At 52.6% G+C, this 18,099-nt stretch carries 8 protein-coding genes; 2 read left to right on the top strand and 6 right to left on the bottom strand.

Translation table 11 applies throughout. The features are described 5' to 3' along the window. Positions 1-133: 133 nt before the first annotated feature. The 6 genes from P1P86_06165 to P1P86_06140 all read right to left on the bottom strand — a co-directional run bounded on the left by P1P86_06165 (position 134) and on the right by P1P86_06140 (position 15,518). Positions 134-3,457, bottom strand: a complete 3,324-nt coding sequence (locus tag P1P86_06165) for an FG-GAP-like repeat-containing protein (protein MDF1574760.1) — start codon at positions 3,455-3,457, stop codon at positions 134-136. 1 nt (position 3,458) lies between these two features. After that, positions 3,459-6,818 carry a VCBS repeat-containing protein gene (locus P1P86_06160; GenBank protein ID MDF1574759.1) on the bottom strand — a complete coding sequence of 1,120 codons (3,360 nt, stop codon included), beginning with the start codon at positions 6,816-6,818 and terminating at the stop codon, positions 3,459-3,461. A 7-nt stretch (positions 6,819-6,825) separates the two neighbouring features. Beyond that, the gene (locus tag P1P86_06155) at positions 6,826-7,416 is read right to left on the bottom strand and encodes a hypothetical protein (GenBank protein ID MDF1574758.1); all 591 of its coding nucleotides are present in this window, start codon (positions 7,414-7,416) and stop codon (positions 6,826-6,828) included. Between the two features lie 12 nt (positions 7,417-7,428). Next, positions 7,429-10,758 (bottom strand): VCBS repeat-containing protein, encoded by a 3,330-nt coding sequence (locus P1P86_06150; protein ID MDF1574757.1) that lies wholly within the window; start codon positions 10,756-10,758, stop codon positions 7,429-7,431. Positions 10,759-10,837: 79 nt separating this feature from the next. Further along, positions 10,838-12,502 carry a RagB/SusD family nutrient uptake outer membrane protein gene (locus P1P86_06145; protein MDF1574756.1) on the bottom strand — a complete coding sequence of 555 codons (1,665 nt, stop codon included), beginning with the start codon at positions 12,500-12,502 and terminating at the stop codon, positions 10,838-10,840. Between the two features lie 43 nt (positions 12,503-12,545). Then, positions 12,546-15,518 carry a SusC/RagA family TonB-linked outer membrane protein gene (locus P1P86_06140; GenBank protein MDF1574755.1) on the bottom strand — a complete coding sequence of 991 codons (2,973 nt, stop codon included), beginning with the start codon at positions 15,516-15,518 and terminating at the stop codon, positions 12,546-12,548. Between the two features lie 249 nt (positions 15,519-15,767). Between P1P86_06140 and P1P86_06135 the strand changes: the two genes are divergently transcribed. Together P1P86_06135 and P1P86_06130 are read left to right on the top strand one after the other, a co-directional pair. Continuing rightward, a complete protein-coding gene (locus P1P86_06135) occupies positions 15,768-17,096 on the top strand; it encodes an asparagine synthase-related protein (GenBank protein MDF1574754.1) in 1,329 nt (442 codons plus the stop codon). Next, on the top strand, positions 17,089-18,030 hold the full coding sequence (locus tag P1P86_06130) for a hypothetical protein (GenBank protein MDF1574753.1): 942 nt from the start codon (positions 17,089-17,091) through the stop codon (positions 18,028-18,030). Before P1P86_06135 ends, P1P86_06130 begins: the two co-directional genes overlap by 8 nt. Positions 18,031-18,099: the final 69 nt, after the last annotated feature.

The following is an 18,099-nucleotide window of genomic DNA, read 5'->3' as shown; positions in this document are numbered from 1 at the left end:
TGGTTTATGTTTATACTTAGTTTTAGTTAGTTAGCTCCAAATGCCTTTAACATTCGTTAGCAAGTATAGCTTTTTTTTCAAAGAAACGGAGGGCTTCTCATCAATTTAGAATGATTAAAAATAGCCTTCAATGCTACTGTTCATCTGAGCTTCCGTGTCTGAAGAGTTCGATTTTTCCATTGTTGGGAACGAGGATAAGGTACGCTTCATCCTCTATCTCAATCAGATTCATTTTCCGTGCATCGCCCTTTACCAGAAAACCGCTTTTTTCAGCATCCATGACGACGAAATCAAGTGGTTTTTTCCCAAGCATCAGGAGACCTAAAGAAGCATCCTGCCGTCCCAGGGAAGGCCTGGTGGAATAATTGTTTCCGGCCAGAATCAGGTCCTGTATCCCATCCTGATTAAAATCGCCGGCCCGGATATCCCTGACGGGGGAAAACTGGGCCTCCACGGGCAAAGGGAGTGTCTCGAAGGTCCCGTCGCCCTGCTTAATAAACACCGCACTTTCAAAGAACACCGCCTTTTTATGGAGCGATTTGGCCAGGTTCTCTGTTCCGAAAATATCTTCCGCACTCTGTCTGCCGAAGGAGGCATAGGTGGGGTATCTTTTTTCGATCCCGAGGATCTGCCTCTTCAGCTCATCCAGGGAGGCAATGGGATAACTGCTTCCCTGGATGTATGCACAGAGGATGGGATCCGGAATGCCGTTGTTGTCAAAGTCGTTCAGCCAGAGCTCAACAGGTTCCTTCACCGAAGCTTTTAACATGCTGTTCAGCCCGTGGTTTCCACCCACCAGGTCCAGGTCCCCGTCCCCGTCCAGATCCACCGCCTTAATGCAGTTCCACCACCCGTCAGTTTCGGCCAGTCCGCTTTGCTCCGTGATATCAGTAAAATATCCCTGGTCGTTCTGGTAAATGGAAACTTTCATCCATTCGCCCACGACCGCCAGGTCGGGATCGCCGTCCAGGTCATAATCGAACCAGCAGGCATCGGTGACCATCCCGGCTTTTTGCAGGGGCCCCGTTCTTTCAGGGGAAAGGGGCATAAACCGGCCCGATCCGTCGTTTTCCAGAATAAACTGCTCCGGGGAGATTCCGTAGGCTCCCGGGATGGACCGGATTCCCAGGAACAGGTCCATATCGCCGTCGCCGTCAAAATCGGCGGGCCTGACACAGGAACTGTTCTGCATCAATAATGGGATCATCCCGGGGGCACTGTGCTGGAAATTCCCCTGTCCGTCATTGATCAGCAAGCGGTCGGCCAGGATGGGGCTGCCTGTAAATTCCTCACTGCCTCCTCTGGCCAGGTACAGGTCCAGGTCGCCATCTCCGTCGGCATCAAAAAAGGCGGCATCCACATCCTCGGTGAAGCGGTCCCCAAAAAGAACCGGGGAATTAACGGGTGAGAAAGTACCGTCCTCAAGCTGTAAAAAAAGCCCGGAAACCTGATCGGTGGCTCCTCCGACAAAAAGATCATCCAGGCCGTCACCATTCACATCTGCCACGGCAAGCGCCGGACCTTCGGCTGAGAGGTTGGCCGGGATCAATGCTTCGCGGTTCAGGTCCTCCCAGTTGTTTTCCATATGCCTGTATTGCAGACCGGGTACCTCAGTTCTTCTGAAAAGTGCAGGCGGAGAATCGGATTCTGATGTATGAACGCTTGCTTTCGCTTCAGAGATATTCAAGATAAGCTTCTGATCCACCTCCAGATTATAAAGTGTCTGCTTCTGGCTCCCGGGCCAGCGGACGATCAGTGAATCGACCAGAGTGTCCCGCCCCATCCCAAAGTGCAGGTGCTCTGAAGTGGAGGACATAAAGCCCCTGGCAGATACGAGCTGCACTGCCTGTAGCCGGCCACCCGCATACAGGTCAACGCTTGCGCCGATCCCTTTCCGGTTCAGCTCACTGCCTTCCAGTTGAACCGTCAGGAAGTGCCGGTCGGGAAGTGTTTCGGAGTTGTTTTTGTATATGGAGGCGGGTCCGTTGATGTTGTTGACAATCAGTTCCAGGTCACCGTCGTTATCCAGATCCGCATAGGTGGAGCCATTGGAGTAGCCGGGGGTGTCAAAACCCCAGGAGGCTTCCATGCTGCTGAAGCTCAGGTCCCCGTTGTTTCGAAATACATGGTTGATATCGGGCTGCAGCGGCATCCTTTCATAGAGTGCCCTGTCGGAGAGGGTATCCGTGTCCCTGGCGGGTGAATAACGCTTCCCGCCGGTCAGGTACTTGACATAGTCCAGGTCGTTGGGCCTGCGGTAGATGCCGCTGGTAATAAAGATATCTTTCCAGCCATCGTTGTCCAGATCACAGAAGAGGGCCGACCAGCTCCAGTCCGTGGCGTGGACCCCTGCCAGTCGCCCTATTTCACTGAATAAGCCCTTTCCCCGGTTGAGCTGCAGCGTATTGTGCACATATTGCGGGGCGTAGCCATAATCGAGTTTCATCCGGAAGAGCTCCAGTTCATCCTCGGTTCCCGATTGTTTCAGGATCTGCGGGTCATCGGGCAGCATGTCCAGCACCATGATATCGGTGCGACCGTCGTTGTTAAAGTCCGCCAGATCGTTCCCCATGGAGGAGCGGCTGGTATGGGCAATCATGTCGGCAAGCTGTTCGGAAAAGGTGCCATCGCCTTGATTGATATAGAGATAGTCGTTTTCGTGGAAATCATTGGAGACATAGATGTCGGGGTATCCGTCTCCGTTGATATCACTGGTATTGACTCCCAGTCCGTATCCGATCTGACTGCGGAAGATGCCGGCTTCCGAAGTTACCTCGCGGAAGACCCGGCCACCATCCGTGTTTTCGTTCCGGTAGAGCCGGTCGCCTGCCCACCGGTCCTCTTCTTTGCGAAGGTCGGCCATCCCGTAACTGCGCGAGGTATGAACCGAATGATTCAGCAGGTACATATCCAGGTCCCCGTCCAGGTCGTAATCGAAAAAGGCTGCCTGGGTGGAAAAACCTGAGAAATCAATTCCATATGCCTTCGACTCCTCTTTGAAGGTGAGATCCCCCTGATTAATGAAAAGCTGGTTGTGTCCCTGCAGGCCCTTATAATCCCCCACCGTGCATACATGTATATCCAGGTAGCCGTCTCCATTCACATCGGCCATGGTAACACCGGTGCTCCAGTCGCCGCTGCCGGCTACTCCCGATGATGCGGTGATATCCTCGAATATCAGATCCCCTTTGTTCAGGTACAGCCTGTTCCCGGCCTGGTTGGCCGTGAAGTACAAATCGATCAGTCCGTCGTTGTTGATATCGCCGGCGGCCACCCCGGCCCCGTTATTGAAGTAGAGGTATTCAATAATATTGAAGTCTTCTGTTTCGTTTAGCAGGTTCTCAAAACCGATCCCGGTAGAGGAGGGTGGGAGCGAGGTAAACAGAGGATTGCTTTCATTCCGCGAGCATGCGAATGCCACTAAAAGCAGCAGAAAAATATTAATGCTTTTTTTCATATCACTGTGCTTGTATCCTGAAAAGCTGCAGGGGATCGTTGCTGCGCGCAACAATCAGTACCGTGCCGCCGGAAGTTTCAATTTCCTGAATGTCCCTGACCTCTCCTTCCAGTCTGAATCCCGACTGGTGCGGAGGTACAGCTTTAAAGCCACCCTTTCCGTTTCCTTCGAGGAAATGTCCGTAACTGGCATCGTAGCGTCCTACCTCCGGCTTTACATGATAGAGGTTGCCACCCAGAAGCAGATCCGGATTCCCATCCCCGTTAAAATCCCCGGTTCCGGCCGCCATGACCGTGGAGAACTGAGTTTCGAGAGGCAGGGGTTTCATGGTGAAACGCCCCGCTCCGTCATTTATAAACAGGCAGGAGGCCAGCTGGGCAACATCCAGCCGGATGGCCGAACTCAGCTGTTCGGGAGCAAATATATCGGTGATGGTCTGTTCTTTATAGAATTCGTATCTGGGGTATTTCTTCAACAACACCGGTATCTGGCGGGTCAGATCGTGCTTAAGGGCCATGGGGTAGGCGCTGTTCCCTTCATAGACACAAATGATTTGTTCGGCCGATCCATTCAAATCAAAATCATTTACGTACATGGTGACGGGCCGGTCCGGGCTTGCCTTAAAACGGGAGTTCAGCCCATGGTTCCCGGCCACAAAGTCGATGTCCCCGTCTCCGTCAAAATCTGCGGAGGCCAGGCAGTTCCACCAGCCGGATGTTTCCGGGCCAAAAGCCTCCCCGCTCTCCCGGAAGCTTCCGTTCTCATTGATAAAGAGCTTAAGCGGCATCCAGTCGCCGGCCAGGATCATATCAAGATCCCCATCCCCATCCACATCTTCCCACACCATATCCCGCAACATGCCCACTTCTTTCAGTCCGGGGGCCATCTGAGCAGTCACATCCGTGAAATGCCCCTTTCCGTCATTTTCGAGCAGGTAGCCGCTGGCCGGCACGCCGTAAAGGAAAGGCAACAGTCGAATGCCCGCAAAGAGCTCGATCACCCCGTCCCCGTCAAAATCTGCGGCACGGACACAGGAAGTGCTTTCAAAACGGCCCCCGGGGAGGATCTGCGGGGACCGGGTAAAATTTCCCCGGCCATTGTTCACATAGAGCCGGTCGGCCAGGGCCGAAGAAGATCCGGAAAATTCATTTCCCCCGCTGGCCACATAGAGGTCCAGGTCGCCGTCGCCATCGGCATCAAAAAACGCACAATCGGTATCTTCAGACCCTTTATCCTTCTCAAACAACTCCTGGTTTGAAGAGACAAAGGACCCGTTTCGCTGCTGGATAAGCAGGCTGCCAGCCTGGCCCCGGGCACCGCCTGCGAACAGGTCTTCCAAACCATCTCCGTCCACATCCCCGGTGGCAACCCGGGGCCCTTCGGTGGAGAGCATCTGGTAAATCAGTTTCTCCCTGCGAAAATCATCGTACTCATTCTCCCGGTGTTTAAAATCCACGGAAACCTCCCCGGTGATCTCACAAAACCACCTCTCTTCCTTTTTCGACCGGTCTGTCAAAGGTGTTGCAGTGGGAACGCCCTCTTTCTGGTACAGGGTCAGGGTCTGATCGGCAGGCACCTCCTTCAGGCTGGTTTTGGTATTATCGGGCCACAGTACCACCAGCGAATCGATCCTGGTCAGGGCACCCAGTCCCAGGTTGGGACGTGGATCCATGGTGGATTTGAATCCGCGCATGGACATTTGTTCCAGATAATAGGAGTGGCCCTTGTGCCAGGCGGTCACCTTGCTTCCAATGGCGTCGGTATTGCCGGCTTCCCCTTTCAGGATTACTTTCAGGTAGTGGTGATCCGGCAGTTTTTGGGAGGTCTCATTGCGGTAAAGGAACATGGGCATGTTCACATTATTGACCACCAGGTCCAGATCCCCGTCATTATCCAGGTCCCCGTATGCCGAACCATTGGAGTGACTGGGGTCGGCCAGTCCCCACTCACCGGCCATGTTCCGGAAATGGAGGTCCCCCTGGTTCTTAAAGGCATAACTGGGAAGTTTTACCGACGGGATGGCATCGATCAGGGTCTTGTAATCGACATCGTTCCCGGAAATGATGGAGGCCACCATATCGCGATTGGAGAAATACTGGATATAATCCTGGTCGGTAAGATCCTGGTAGATCCCATTGGCCACAAATATGTCTTTCAGTCCGTCGTTATCCATATCCAGGATCAGGGCCCCCCACGACCAGTCGGTGGCATAGACCCCTGCCAGGCGTCCGATCTCACTGAAGGTTCCATCCGTATTATTGAGCTGCAGCATATTCCGGGTGAACTGGTGGTGGTACCCGTTCTCAAAATTCGATTTGTAGCTGTCCCAGCTGTCAAAGGTGGTTTTGGTTTTGAGCCGGGCATCATGCTCCGGTATCATGTCGGTCACGAAGATTTCAGGATAATGGTCGTTGTTGATATCGGCCATATCAGCCCCCATGGATGCCGCAGAGATGCAAGGCATCATCCCGGTGAGCGTCTCCCGGAAGGTCCCGTCCCCGTTGTTCATGTAGATGTAGTCCCTTTCAAAGAAATCGTTGGAGATGTAGATATCCATCCACCCGTCCTGGTCAATATCCCCAACAGTAACTCCCAGGCCGAAACCGATAATGCTGGCATATATGCCCGCCTCCTCACTGGCATCGGTAAATTGGTTGTTGTCGTTGCGAAACAGCTTGTCGCCACCGATCGGATCCCTGACCAGGCGTTGATTCTCGGTAAGATCAAAACTACCAATGGCTTTAAAGGAGTTGTTCAGAAGGTAGAGATCCAGGTCCCCGTCCCGGTCATAATCAAAAAAGGCCCCGTGGGTAGAGTAGCCCTGGTCGTCGATCCCGTATTCCGCGGCACTTTCGGTAAAGGTCAGGTCCCCGTTATTGATATATAGTTCGTTGTGCCTTTCGTCTCCTTCCACATTTCCCGAGTTGCAAACGTATATATCGGTCCACCCGTCCCCGTTTACATCGGCAAAACTGGCCCCGGTGGACCATTCGCCATGACCGCCTATACCGGCCCGGCCGGAAATATCCTCAAACTTAAATTCTCCTTTATTCAGGTAGAGCACATTGGGGCCCATGTTGGAGGTGAGAAAGATATCCATGAGTCCGTCGTTGTTCACATCTCCCAGGGCCACCCCGCCCCCGTTATAAAAGTTCCGGTAGGTATAGATATTGAATTTCTTTTTTAACTGTTCATCATAGTCCAGGTGGTTCACAAATCCTGCACCGGTATAGGATGCGGGCATCAGGGTGAACAGTGGATCCCCTGCCGCTGAATCTGCTTCCTGACTGCAGGAGAGCTTGAGCAAAAGAGCCGGCAGAAGACAGAGGCCGGGAAGTATTCTGTGGAGCAGGATTCTCATCTGGGTATCAATTCTGATTTGCTGCCGGGAGAGAATCGCTCTCAGCGGCCGACAGCATATCAGTAAAAATGGCCCAGACGTGGAGGTCGTTCTCATTATATATGGTAATCCTCCTGTTTCCGTCGATCTTGATATAGGCCTCCCCCCTGGTGGGATGCGCCACGGTGATAAAACCTTTTCCGTAGATCTCCTCGTACCAGCGCCTTACATCCAGTGCCAGCTTGCCGGCTGCGAGCTCTTTGTTCCAGGGGGCCCATCCGTTGTAAATAAAGCGGACTGGCATCTCTACAATCCGGCCGCTGTCGAATATGGGATAGAAGTTCATGGTGGCCGGGTATGTAAGTTCCTCGTTCACATCATACTGAACGCTCATATTGGCAGTGCCCTGCCTCACCAGGCTATCCTTGTTCAATCCCCAGCACTGCTGGAAGAACTCCTTCTCTGTCATTCCAAAGGAGAGCCCCAGGAACAGGGAGTCATAATTAACTCCGCTGGCCAGTTCCCGTTTTAACAGGCGTTCATATTTTTGTCCGGGGGTGCATCCGCCCACGATCACTGCAGCCAATGCTGCCAGCACCATCCATTTTATCCGTTTCATCTTGCTTCAATTTCAGAAAGTGTAAAAGTGTAAATTCTCGTTGTTTCTTGCAACAGCAATTACCTGCTTTCCGTTTATTTTTATGATTTTGAAATCGCGGATCTCGCCCCGGGAAGAGAAACCGGAACTATCGGGGGGGACAGCGACCCAGTCCTCTCTTCCGTTTCTTTTCAGGAAAAGCCCCTGTCCGGCCGTGTAAATACCGGTTTCCGGTTTGGCCCGGCTCAGATTTCCACCCAGCAGAATATCACACTTTCCATCGTGATCGAAATCCCCGGTTGAAATGGCACAGACGGGAAAAAGCTGGCCCTCCGCCGGCAGCGCTTTGATCCGGAAACCCTCCTGCCCCTCATTAAGCAATATCACGCTTTCCAGAATACGGGCCTGAAGCACTACCGAACGCTCCAGAATCTCCCCGGAGAACATATTGCCGATGGTCTGCCCGCTGTAGGAAAGGAAGGTTTCATATTTCCGTTCCAGGGCGGGAATCTGTCTGACCAGGTCATCCTTCATGGCAACCGGGTAAGCGCTGTCCCCGTTATAAGCGCTGATAATGTGCTCCACGCTTCCATTCATGTCAAAATCGTTCACATGCATGCTGACCGGTTTCTCCGGTGAAGCAGAAAAACGAGAGTTTAATCCATGGTTACCCAGTACCAGGTCCGTATCTCCATCGCCATCCAGGTCGCCCGCCGCAATCCGCTTCCACCATCCTTCTGTTCCCGTAAGGCCGTAAGATTCAGAACGGTCGGTAAACTGTCCCTGCTCATTGATAAACAGCTTTACAGGCATCCAGTGCCCCACCAGCACCATATCGGGATCCCGGTCCTTATCCACATCGGCCCAGACCATATCGGTGACCATCCCCAAATCTTTCAGACCGGGTACTTTCTCCGTTCCCACACTGGTGAAATTTCCGGCTCCGTCGTTTTCCAGCAGGTAACTGCTTGCGGGGATGCCATAAAGGAAGGGGCGGAGCCGGATGCCCACAAAGAGGTCCGTATCCCCGTCGCCGTCAAAATCGGCGGGCCGCACACAGGAGCTGCTCTCATAGCGTCCGGCAGGCAGGATTTGTTTTGATAAGCTGAAATTCCCCTTTCCATCGTTCAGGTAGAGCCTGTCGGCCAGGGAGGAAGAGCTGGAGGGAAGTTCATTGCCGCCACAGGCCACATAGAGATCCATATCCCCGTCCCCGTCTGCATCGAACAACGCACAGCCGCTTTCTTCGGAGCTGCGGTACTCCTCGAACAAAGTCTGGGAGGAGGAAACGAACTCTCCGTCTTTGTTCTGTATATACAGGGCTCCTGCAGACTCTCTGGCCCCGCAGATATAGAGATCCTCCAGTTTGTCTCCGTTCACATCCCCCAGGGCCATGCGGGGCCCCTCATTGGAGTGCATATGAAACAGCAGGCTTTCTCTCCGGAAATCATTAAATTCATTTTCCACATGTTTATGATTCAGCCCTGCAGGAGGATCGCTCCTGATAAATACATAGTCCGGTTCAGGGGCCCGGACCTCCGGACAAATGCGTGCCTTTTTCTGATTCAGTTGAAGAAACTGATTGGCCTCAATCCCAGTAAGCATGGAACAGCTCCCATCGGGCCATTGAATCTGTATGGAGTCGATCCGGGCCACATCACCCAGACCAAAGTGGAGCCGGTGTTCCACGGATGATTTAAATCCCCGGGCCGGAATCTGCTCCTTGTAACTGGTCTTTCCCTGAAAATAAAGGGTGGCTGAGGCTCCGATGGCAGAGCTGTTGGCTGAAGTGCCGGCTAATTCGATGGACAAAAAATTAGAGCAAGCCAGCTCCCGGCTGTTATTCCGGTAGAGAAAAGGGGGCATATTCACATTGTTAACCACCAGGTCGAGATCGCCATCGTTATCCAGGTCCCCGTAAGCGGCTCCGTTGGAGTGCGAAGGGGTGTCCAGTCCCCAGCTATCGGCCAGGTTGGTAAAAGTCAGATCGCCGTTGTTAAAAAAGGCATAATTGGGAACGCGTTCCGAGGGGATGCGATCAATAATGCTTAGGATGGCCTGCTCTTCATTCCTGATCATGGAGCGCATCAGGGCAGGATTGGAGTAAAAATCGAGATAATCGCGGTCCAGCAGATCTTTATAGATCCCATTAGCCACATAAAGATCGCGCCACCCGTCATTATCCAGATCCAAAATTAGCGCTCCCCAGCTCCAGTCGGTGGCATCCACCCCGCTGTACCTGCCAATCTCACTGAAGGAGTTGTTTCTCCTGTTTAACTGCAATACATTCCGGGCAAACTGATGGTGATATCCCTTTTCCACCTTGTTCCTGTAACTTTCCCAGCTTTCAAAAAGCACTTTGGTTTTCAGCCTCCGGTCGCCTTCTGCGGTCATTTCGGTAACGAAAATATCGGGCCAGCAGTCGTTATTAATATCGGAAATATCCGCTCCCATGGCCCCCAGGCTGGTCTCCCCGAACTGCTCCTCGAGCTCTTCCGAAAACGTGCCGTCCTGCCGGTTGATATAGAGGTAATCCCGTTCAAAAAAATCGTTGGAGACATAGATATCCATCCATCCGTCGCGGTTCAGATCGGCCACGCTGGCTCCCAGTCCAAAGCCGATCTTGCTTCCAAATATACCTGCTTCTTCACTTACATCCACGAAGATATCTCCATCATTCCTGTAGAGTTTATTGGCTCCCAGGGTATCCCTGACCATACGCTCTCCCTCCGCAAGATCAAATTCAGTAACCGACTGGAACGAGTTGTTGAGCAGGTAGCAGTCCAGGTCGTCGTCGCGGTCAAAATCAAAAAAGGTGGCATGGGTGGACAGCCCCATATCGTCAAGGCCATAAGCTTCCGCCTGCTCCGAGAAGGTCAGGTCCCCGTTATTGATAAACAGTTCATTGTTCCGGTGGGGAGTATCCGGAAGGCCTGACTTGCAGACGTAGATATCGGGCCATCCATCGCCATTTACATCGGCAATGCTTACCCCGGTCGACCAGACTCCCCCGCAGGCCACTCCCGCCTCTTCAGTGATATCTTCAAACTGGAAATTACCCCGGTTGATGCAGAGCTTGTTGTCCACCATATTTCCACAGAAATAGATGTCGATGAGGCCATCCAGATTAAAGTCGCCCAGTCCGACCCCGGCCCCGTTGTAAAAATTACGGTAGGTATAGGTATTATAGTCCTCGCTGTATTCCACATCATTGCGAAAGCGGATTCCGGTCTCCGTTTCATCCAGCAGAGTGAAGCGGGCAGGAATCCCCGGGACGGTCCCCCCGGGGTTGCAAGCCTGCAGGGCCAGGACCAGCAGCAGGATCAGCACAGCCGGATCTCGTTTAATTCCTCCAAGAATCATTCGCGCAAGGTACAAAAAAAGAGAGCAAGCAATAAGTATTGCCTGCTCTCCGGAAAACTATATAGTCAAATTGCTACTTCTAATTATACCCCGGATTCTGAACCAGGTTGGGGTTGGCATCGATCTTGTCCCTGTGGATGGGGAAGAGGACCGTATGATCACCATCACCAATTACATCACCGGGATTGTTATAGACAGGAATCCAGTCAGCCACACGGGTGTACAAATCCCAGCGGATTAGAGCCTGGCGCCTGTTGTTCTCGAAGGCCATCTCGCGTCCGATCTCGTTCAGGAGCTCTCCACCCGGGATTGACGGTCCTGCCATGTCAAAGCTGACAGGTCCGTCCACGCTGGCCAGATCGTCTACGTCGGCGCGTGCCCTGACCTCGTTGACCAGAGGAAGTACACCTGCATCGGCAGGATTCTGGCGCCAGAGGGCTTCTGCTTTCATCAGGATCACATCGGCCAGACGGAATACGGCATAATCGTTGTTCATGGCATAGGGATGGGCACCCATCTCAACTTCCCATTTCCCGATCCGCACGCCGGACTGGCGGTAGGACTGGGGACCCAGTTCATTGATCTGGGGTTCGCCGGAGCCAATGTTTCCGAAATTCAGATGCTTGCCATCGGGGTCATCTGCGTCCGCACCATCATCCATGGTCGGAGAACCGTCGGCATTGTACTGGTAACCGGCTATGAAGTTACCCCGCTTGATGGCCGGGCCTTCCAGGGTACCCACATCGCCTCTGCGAAGGTCCTCTTCCTCGTAGGAGTTGTAGAACTCTTCGAGGGAGCAGAAACCATTCCAGGGCTGGGCCGTCAGGTTATAAGTGTACTGACTGGCGTAGTGCAGGCTTCTTACGGCGATATTGAAGCCCCCGTAATACACCTGATCGTAAGGAATGGCGAAGATCATTTCGGAAGTACCCGTGTTACCCGCACTGAAGTTATCAAAGTAGTTGCCGGTGAGGCTGTATCCGCCATTGTCGATGACATCCGTACAGGCAGTCACACAGGCCGCGTAAGCAGGAGTTTCGGTATATATCTCGGCATTCAGGTACAACTTGGCCAGCAGGGTCATACCGGCATAGTAGTTCATCCTGCCATAGGTCGTACCATCTACTTCCTTGGGGAGCAGGGGTACGGCATCTTCCAGGTCGGCTACCAGCCAGGCATACACCTGATCCCTCGGAACGGTTGCCGGTGTTGCTTCAGCCGTGGCGAAATCGGTTACCAGGGGAACATTTCCGAACATATCGAGCAACTGCCAGTAGAAGAAACCCCTGACGGCCCGAAGCTCGGCAATAAATGCATCTGCTAAGTCGGACTCAATGGATCCCTCATCCCGGAGGACCTCGAACTGGTAAATCAGGCGGTTGGCTGTATTCACACCCCCGAAACCAAAGTTCCATCCGCCGTTCATCATGCCGTCTTCCCGGGTCCATGAGTGAAGGGCCAGCCTTCTCCAGGCACCACCGTCGTCCCAGTCCTGTCCCCGGGTGGGAACAACCATTTCGTCGGTGGTAGTCTCTTGCAGGCTGAGAGGATCGCCCGAGGCCCAGTTGCCGAATTGCGTGTATGCAGCACCAAGGGCAGCGAGGATCTCCTCTTCTGTATTGAAGAAATTATCCGGTGTTACTTCACCGTAGAGTTCTTCATCCAGGTTGGTACATGACTGGTTAAAGGTGGCTGTCAGCATAACTGCGATAACCGCCATTACCAGAAAAAGTGATTTTCTCATTTTATTTCTATCTGTTGTTTTCATATCGTCTGCTTTTAGAGGGTTAGAAACCGAGGTTTACACCCAGTGAAACAGACCTGGTCCTGAACCAGGTATTCCTTCTATCCATACCGGGAATCAGTACATTTCCTCTGTCGTCATATCTGGGACTGGGGTCCACACCTTTGTACTTGGTGATATAGAACAGGTTGTTGCCTGCCACAAAGACCCGGATGTTCCTGAAAGCGTTGCTTCCCGACACGTCGAAATTGTATCCGATGCTCATATTGTCCAGGGATACAAAGGATGCATCCTCTATGTGGTAGCTGGAAAGAACCCCGGAGGAGGCATTGTATAAAGTTCCTGTTTCAGCGTTCCTCAAATCCGTGGCCGTGGCCGGCAGGTTATAGGAGCCGATCATTTCAGGTACTTCGTAGAAAGCACGGAAGGTATTGTTCAGATCATGCCCGAGTACACCGCGGAAGAAGATATTCATATCAAAATTCTTGTACTTGAAGTTGTTTCCCCAGCCAAACTCGGCATCGGGAAGTCCGTTTCCAACCACGGAGCGGTCCAGTTCATCCACGGTACCATCTTCGTTGGTATCGCGCAGGATCAGGTTTCCGTCGGGATCGATTTCCACAAAGGTGTGTGCCCAGAGCTGACCGATAGGCTGGCCCTCTTCGGCTCTTACCAGAGGAACATCACTCATGCCGGGGGCACCCATGCCACCCAGGTCGCGTACCCCGTAGTTGAGCTCAGCTCCGTTAAACTCGCCCGAGAGGGAGACCAGCTCATTTTTCAGGTAATAGGCGGGAGTGATCGTAGTGCTCCAGGAGAAATCGCCGGCCTGAATGGCATTCCAGGTCAGGGTCAGTTCCAGTCCGCTGTTCTTGATTTCGCCCAGGTTCAGCCAGGCTGTGGAATAAAGGTTCGGCGGAACCGGTACTTCGTATTCGAACAACAGGTCGGTAGTGGTCCTGGTATAGAAGTCAAAGGATCCGAAGAGCCGTCCGTCCAGCATGGAAAAGTCGACACCGACGTCAAACTCACCCTTTTTCTCCCAGCCAAGATCTTCGTTGGCATTGCTGGAAGGAGCGTAGCCGGGAATAAATTCCCCGTCATAATAGAAGTTTCCTGAGGGGCTCAGACGCAGGAGCGACATATAGGAGCTGCCGGGCTGGTTACCGGTGATCCCGTAGCTCACCCGCAGCTTCAGGTTATCCATGGAGGCAATATCCAGGACATTGGCCAGGTCGACACCTCCGCCAATTGCCGGGAAAAGGCCCCATTTGTTGCCTTCACCAAAACGGCTGGATCCTTCGTAACGGGCACTGGCTGTCAGGAACCAGCTGTCGGTCACATTCAGGTTCACACGGCCAAAGAAGGCGATCAGTTTGTTGGAGTTCTTGTAACTCCACACATCCCCGATTCCTTCGTTGAAGTCCTTGGCAGCACCCAGGTTGTTGTAGGTGAAAGCATCGGTGATGAAATCTCCACCCTGGGCGCCGAAGCCTTCATAGAGGAATGACTGGTGGGAGTAACCTCCCAGTATTTGCAGGTTGGCTCCGCTGATATCGGTCACATAGTTTAGGGTTGATTCGAACAGCTGGAAGGAGTTCTCGTCGAAGCTTCTGCGGGCCAGTCCGTTGCGGTTCATCCCGGTTCCATAGCTGTTTTTATCGCGGTAACTGCCCCTCTGGAAGGTCTGATCCTGTACAGAGTAGAAAGCATCCACCTTTAAACCATCGATGATCTCCAGAGTACCCCTCAGGGCCACATTGACCCGCTGGTCTTTACCCTCGTTCTTGTTTTGTTCCATCAGGGCCACAGGATTGTAATAATCATACAATACCTGCTGGAAATAGCCATCATACTGTTCATATTGTGCTTCATCGCTTCTTACCGGAGCGGTCGGGTTATAAATAGAGGCGTAACGGAATGCCTCGGTAAAACCATATTGAGACTCACGCTGGGTGGCCCCGATATTCAGGTCCACGGTCAGACGGTCGTTCAATGCTTTCTGGCTTATGTTCAGCCTGCCGTTCAACTGGTTATAACCGGTGTTCAGTGCTACACCTTCTCCATCCCGGAAGTTAAAAGAGGCCATGTAAGTGGTTTTTTCAGTACCTCCGGACATACTCAGGTTATGGACCTGCTGGATGGCGTTCCGGGTGGTTTCTTCGAACCAGTTGGTTTCGAACCCGAAATCGGTTCCCTCTCCGGTCTCAGCCGACATGGCTTTCCACTGGTCCACGTCCATGACATTGGGGTATTTACCCACAGTTTCAACAGTCACCATGCCATTGTAATCGATATAGGCGGTTCCCCTTCTTCCTTTTTTGGTGGTGACGATGATTACGCCACTGGAACCCCTGGTTCCGTAAATGGCAGCTGCAGAACCGTCCTTCAGAACGTCCATGGACTCGATGTCGTTGGGATCCACATTTTCCAGCGATCCGCCTACCACGCCATCAATGACCACGAGGGGCTGGGTGTTGGCACCAATGGTACTCATCCCGCGCAGGCGCATGGTAAATCCCTGGTTGGGGTTACCACCCGGCTTGGAGATGGAGAGACCGGCCACTTTACCCTGGACCAGCTGGGCCGGATTGTTCACCGAACCCTTGTTAAATTCTTCAGCTTTAACATTGGAGATGGCACTGGTCAGCTCTTTTTTCTTCTGGGTACCGTAACCGATCACCACAATTTCATCAAGCTGCGTGACATCTTCCACCATAATCACATTAATTATTGTCTGGTTACCCACCGTGATATTCTGAGCTGCGTAACCAATGGAAGTAAATACCAGGACGGCATCGGGACCCGGAACGGTAATGCTGAAATTACCATCCACATCGGTCACGGCCCCCTGTGTGGTTCCCTGGATCACAATGTTAACGCCGGGGATGGGACCTTCCGCGTCGGAAGAGACCGTACCGCTCACTGTAATCTCCTGGGCAAAGGTTAAGCTGATCGCAAAACCAAACAGGATAAGCGTCAAAAAGCCGCTTTTCCACCATGCAGAATTTCGCATAATTGAAGTAGTTTTTAAGTTAGCAATGAATGACAAAATGTCTAAATTATTTAATGTTTAGCAATAGGGTTTGCACATGCAATTAAGAAATGTACAACGGCGAATTTAAGATAAATTAACACTTCTAAAACAATTTTAACATTATTTAGATAGATTCCACATAGAAACAAAATTCTTGATTTTATTACCTTTGGCGGACACTGGAAGGTGAGTTTTGTTGCATTTTGTTATAAATTAGAGAGATAGAGAATGAATCATGAATACATGAACCGGGTGGTGGATCTGACCGATCCCCGAAAAAATATTATTTACAATATGTCTGAGGAGGAGGCTGTGGAGCTTGTAAGGGCCGGGGATGCAGAAGGAGTCAGGGGTATTGACGGCCAGTTTGCCCTGGTGGCGGTGGAAGGAAAAACCATCCGGATGGCCCGCTCCATCGGACGCCCGCTGCGTTTTTTTATTGCCAAACTGAAGGCAGGACCCTGCCTGGTGCTTGCCGGGCGTATCGATACCATCTATAAGTACCTGAAACAGGAGGGGCTCGAAAACCAGTTTCATCCCTCCTATACCCGCATGGCCCCGGCTCATTATATTACGACCATTGAATTGCTGGGCTGTCCCGATCCCGCTCCGGTGCATCAGCGTTTTTTCACTCCCGCCAGGAACCGTTTTAAAGGGCTTGCAGTGGAGGAGATCGGCTGGCAGTATATGTCCGCCCTGTATGAGGAAATCCGGAAGTGGCTGAAGCACGTAGACACCAGCGGTCCCGTCGGGGTCTCCTTTTCGGCAGGAATCGACAGCGGATCGGTCTTTCTGCTTACCTATCATGCCCTGCTGGAGCTGGGAGAGAGTCCTTCCAGGCTGAAGGCATTCACCCTGAGCGTAGATGGGGAGGGGGAGGACCTGAAGCAGGCCAGGGAGTTTCTGAAGGCAGTGAACCTGGAAGTTTTCCTGGAGCCCGTTGAGGTCAAAGCGTCCGGCCTTGACTGGAAAAAGACCATTAAGGTGGTGGAGGATTACAAAGCGCTTGATATCCAGGCGGCCACCATGAACCTGACCCTGCTGGAAGGGATCCGTAAGCGCTATCCCGGATGGATCCATATGATAGACGGAGACGGGGGAGACGAGAACCTGAAGGATTATCCCATTGAGGAGAATCCCGAGCTGACCATCCGGAGCGTGCTGAATAACCTGATGCTCTACCACGAAGGATGGGGGGTTGGTAAAATGAAACATTCTCTCACCTACAGCGGAGGCTTGAGCCGGGGATATATGCGCACCTATACCACTGCCGATACCCTGGGCTTCCGGAGTTTCAGTCCCTATACCCTGGCCAATGTCATTGAAATTGCAGAAGGCATTCCCTTTATCGAGCTTACCGGATGGGACCATGAGAAGCTTTATGCCCTTAAGGGACAGGTGGTTGCCAGCGGAGTGAAGGCCATCACCGGAATGGAAATGCCGGTATTTGAAAAGCGGCGTTTCCAGCATGGGGCTGCCTCCATGGATAAGTTCCAGGCTCATTTTCCGGAAAAGGAGCTGGACTATCGCAAGGAGTTTCTCTCCCTTTATGAGTAAATTTCCCCCTTTCCCCACGGATGGCCGCTGGATCCGGTCCATGCGGGGAGAGAAGTCCCCGGCGGACCCCTATCTGCCTTATGGCTGGTTCAATGAGCAGGAACCTGATTCGGCACGTCAGATACAAAAGGTGTCTGCCATCCTCCTTACCAACAGGGAGTGTCCCTGCAGCTGCCTGATGTGCGATCTCTGGAAGCATACCACCAATGAAACGGTCCCGCCCGGGGCCATCCCGGCTCAGCTGATCTATGCCCTGGACAGGCTGGCTCCTGCCGGTCACCTGAAACTATTCAACAGCGGGAGTTTTTTTGATCCCGGTGCTTTTCCGGTGGAAGATTACCGGGTGATCGCTTCCCTGTCATCCGGATTTGATCAGGTGCTGGTGGAAAGCCATACGGCTTTCATTGGAGAAAAGTGCCTGGAATTTAATAAGATGCTTGAGGGCCAGCTGCAGGTGGCCATTGGATTGGAAACTGTCCATCCCGAAGTGCTTCCACGTCTGAATAAAGGGATGACTCTGGAGGATTTTAAAAGGAGTGTGGACTTTCTCCATGGCAGGGGCATCACCAGCCGGGCATTTATATTGCTTCGTCCCCCCTTTCTCTCTGAGACGGAAGGCGTGGAGTGGGCCTGCCGGTCCATCGATTTTGCATTCAGCTGCGGGGTGGAGATCTGTTCGGTGATCCCGGTCAGATCGGGGAACGGGGCCCTGGATCATCTTGCCGGGGGAGGGTTTTTCGCGGAGCCTTCCATTCGTTCTCTGGAACAGGTGGTGGAATACGGAATTGGACTGAACAGGGGACTGGTATTTGCGGATTTGTGGGACCTGGAGCGCTTTTCCACCTGCGAATCCTGTTTTACATCCAGAAGGGAGCGCCTGAAGCAGATGAATCTGAAACAGGAAGTTTTGGAGTGTGTGGAATGTGACTGTTGATTATCTTTGATCAGGAACTGAAATCATCCGGACCATAGCCTGGATTTTTATTATATTGTCCGCTACAGA

Source organism: Bacteroidales bacterium, from assembly GCA_029210725.1.
GTDB lineage: Bacteria > Bacteroidota > Bacteroidia > Bacteroidales.
Note: the sequence above shows the minus strand (reverse complement) of the source record. Positions and strands in the feature narration are given on the sequence as shown.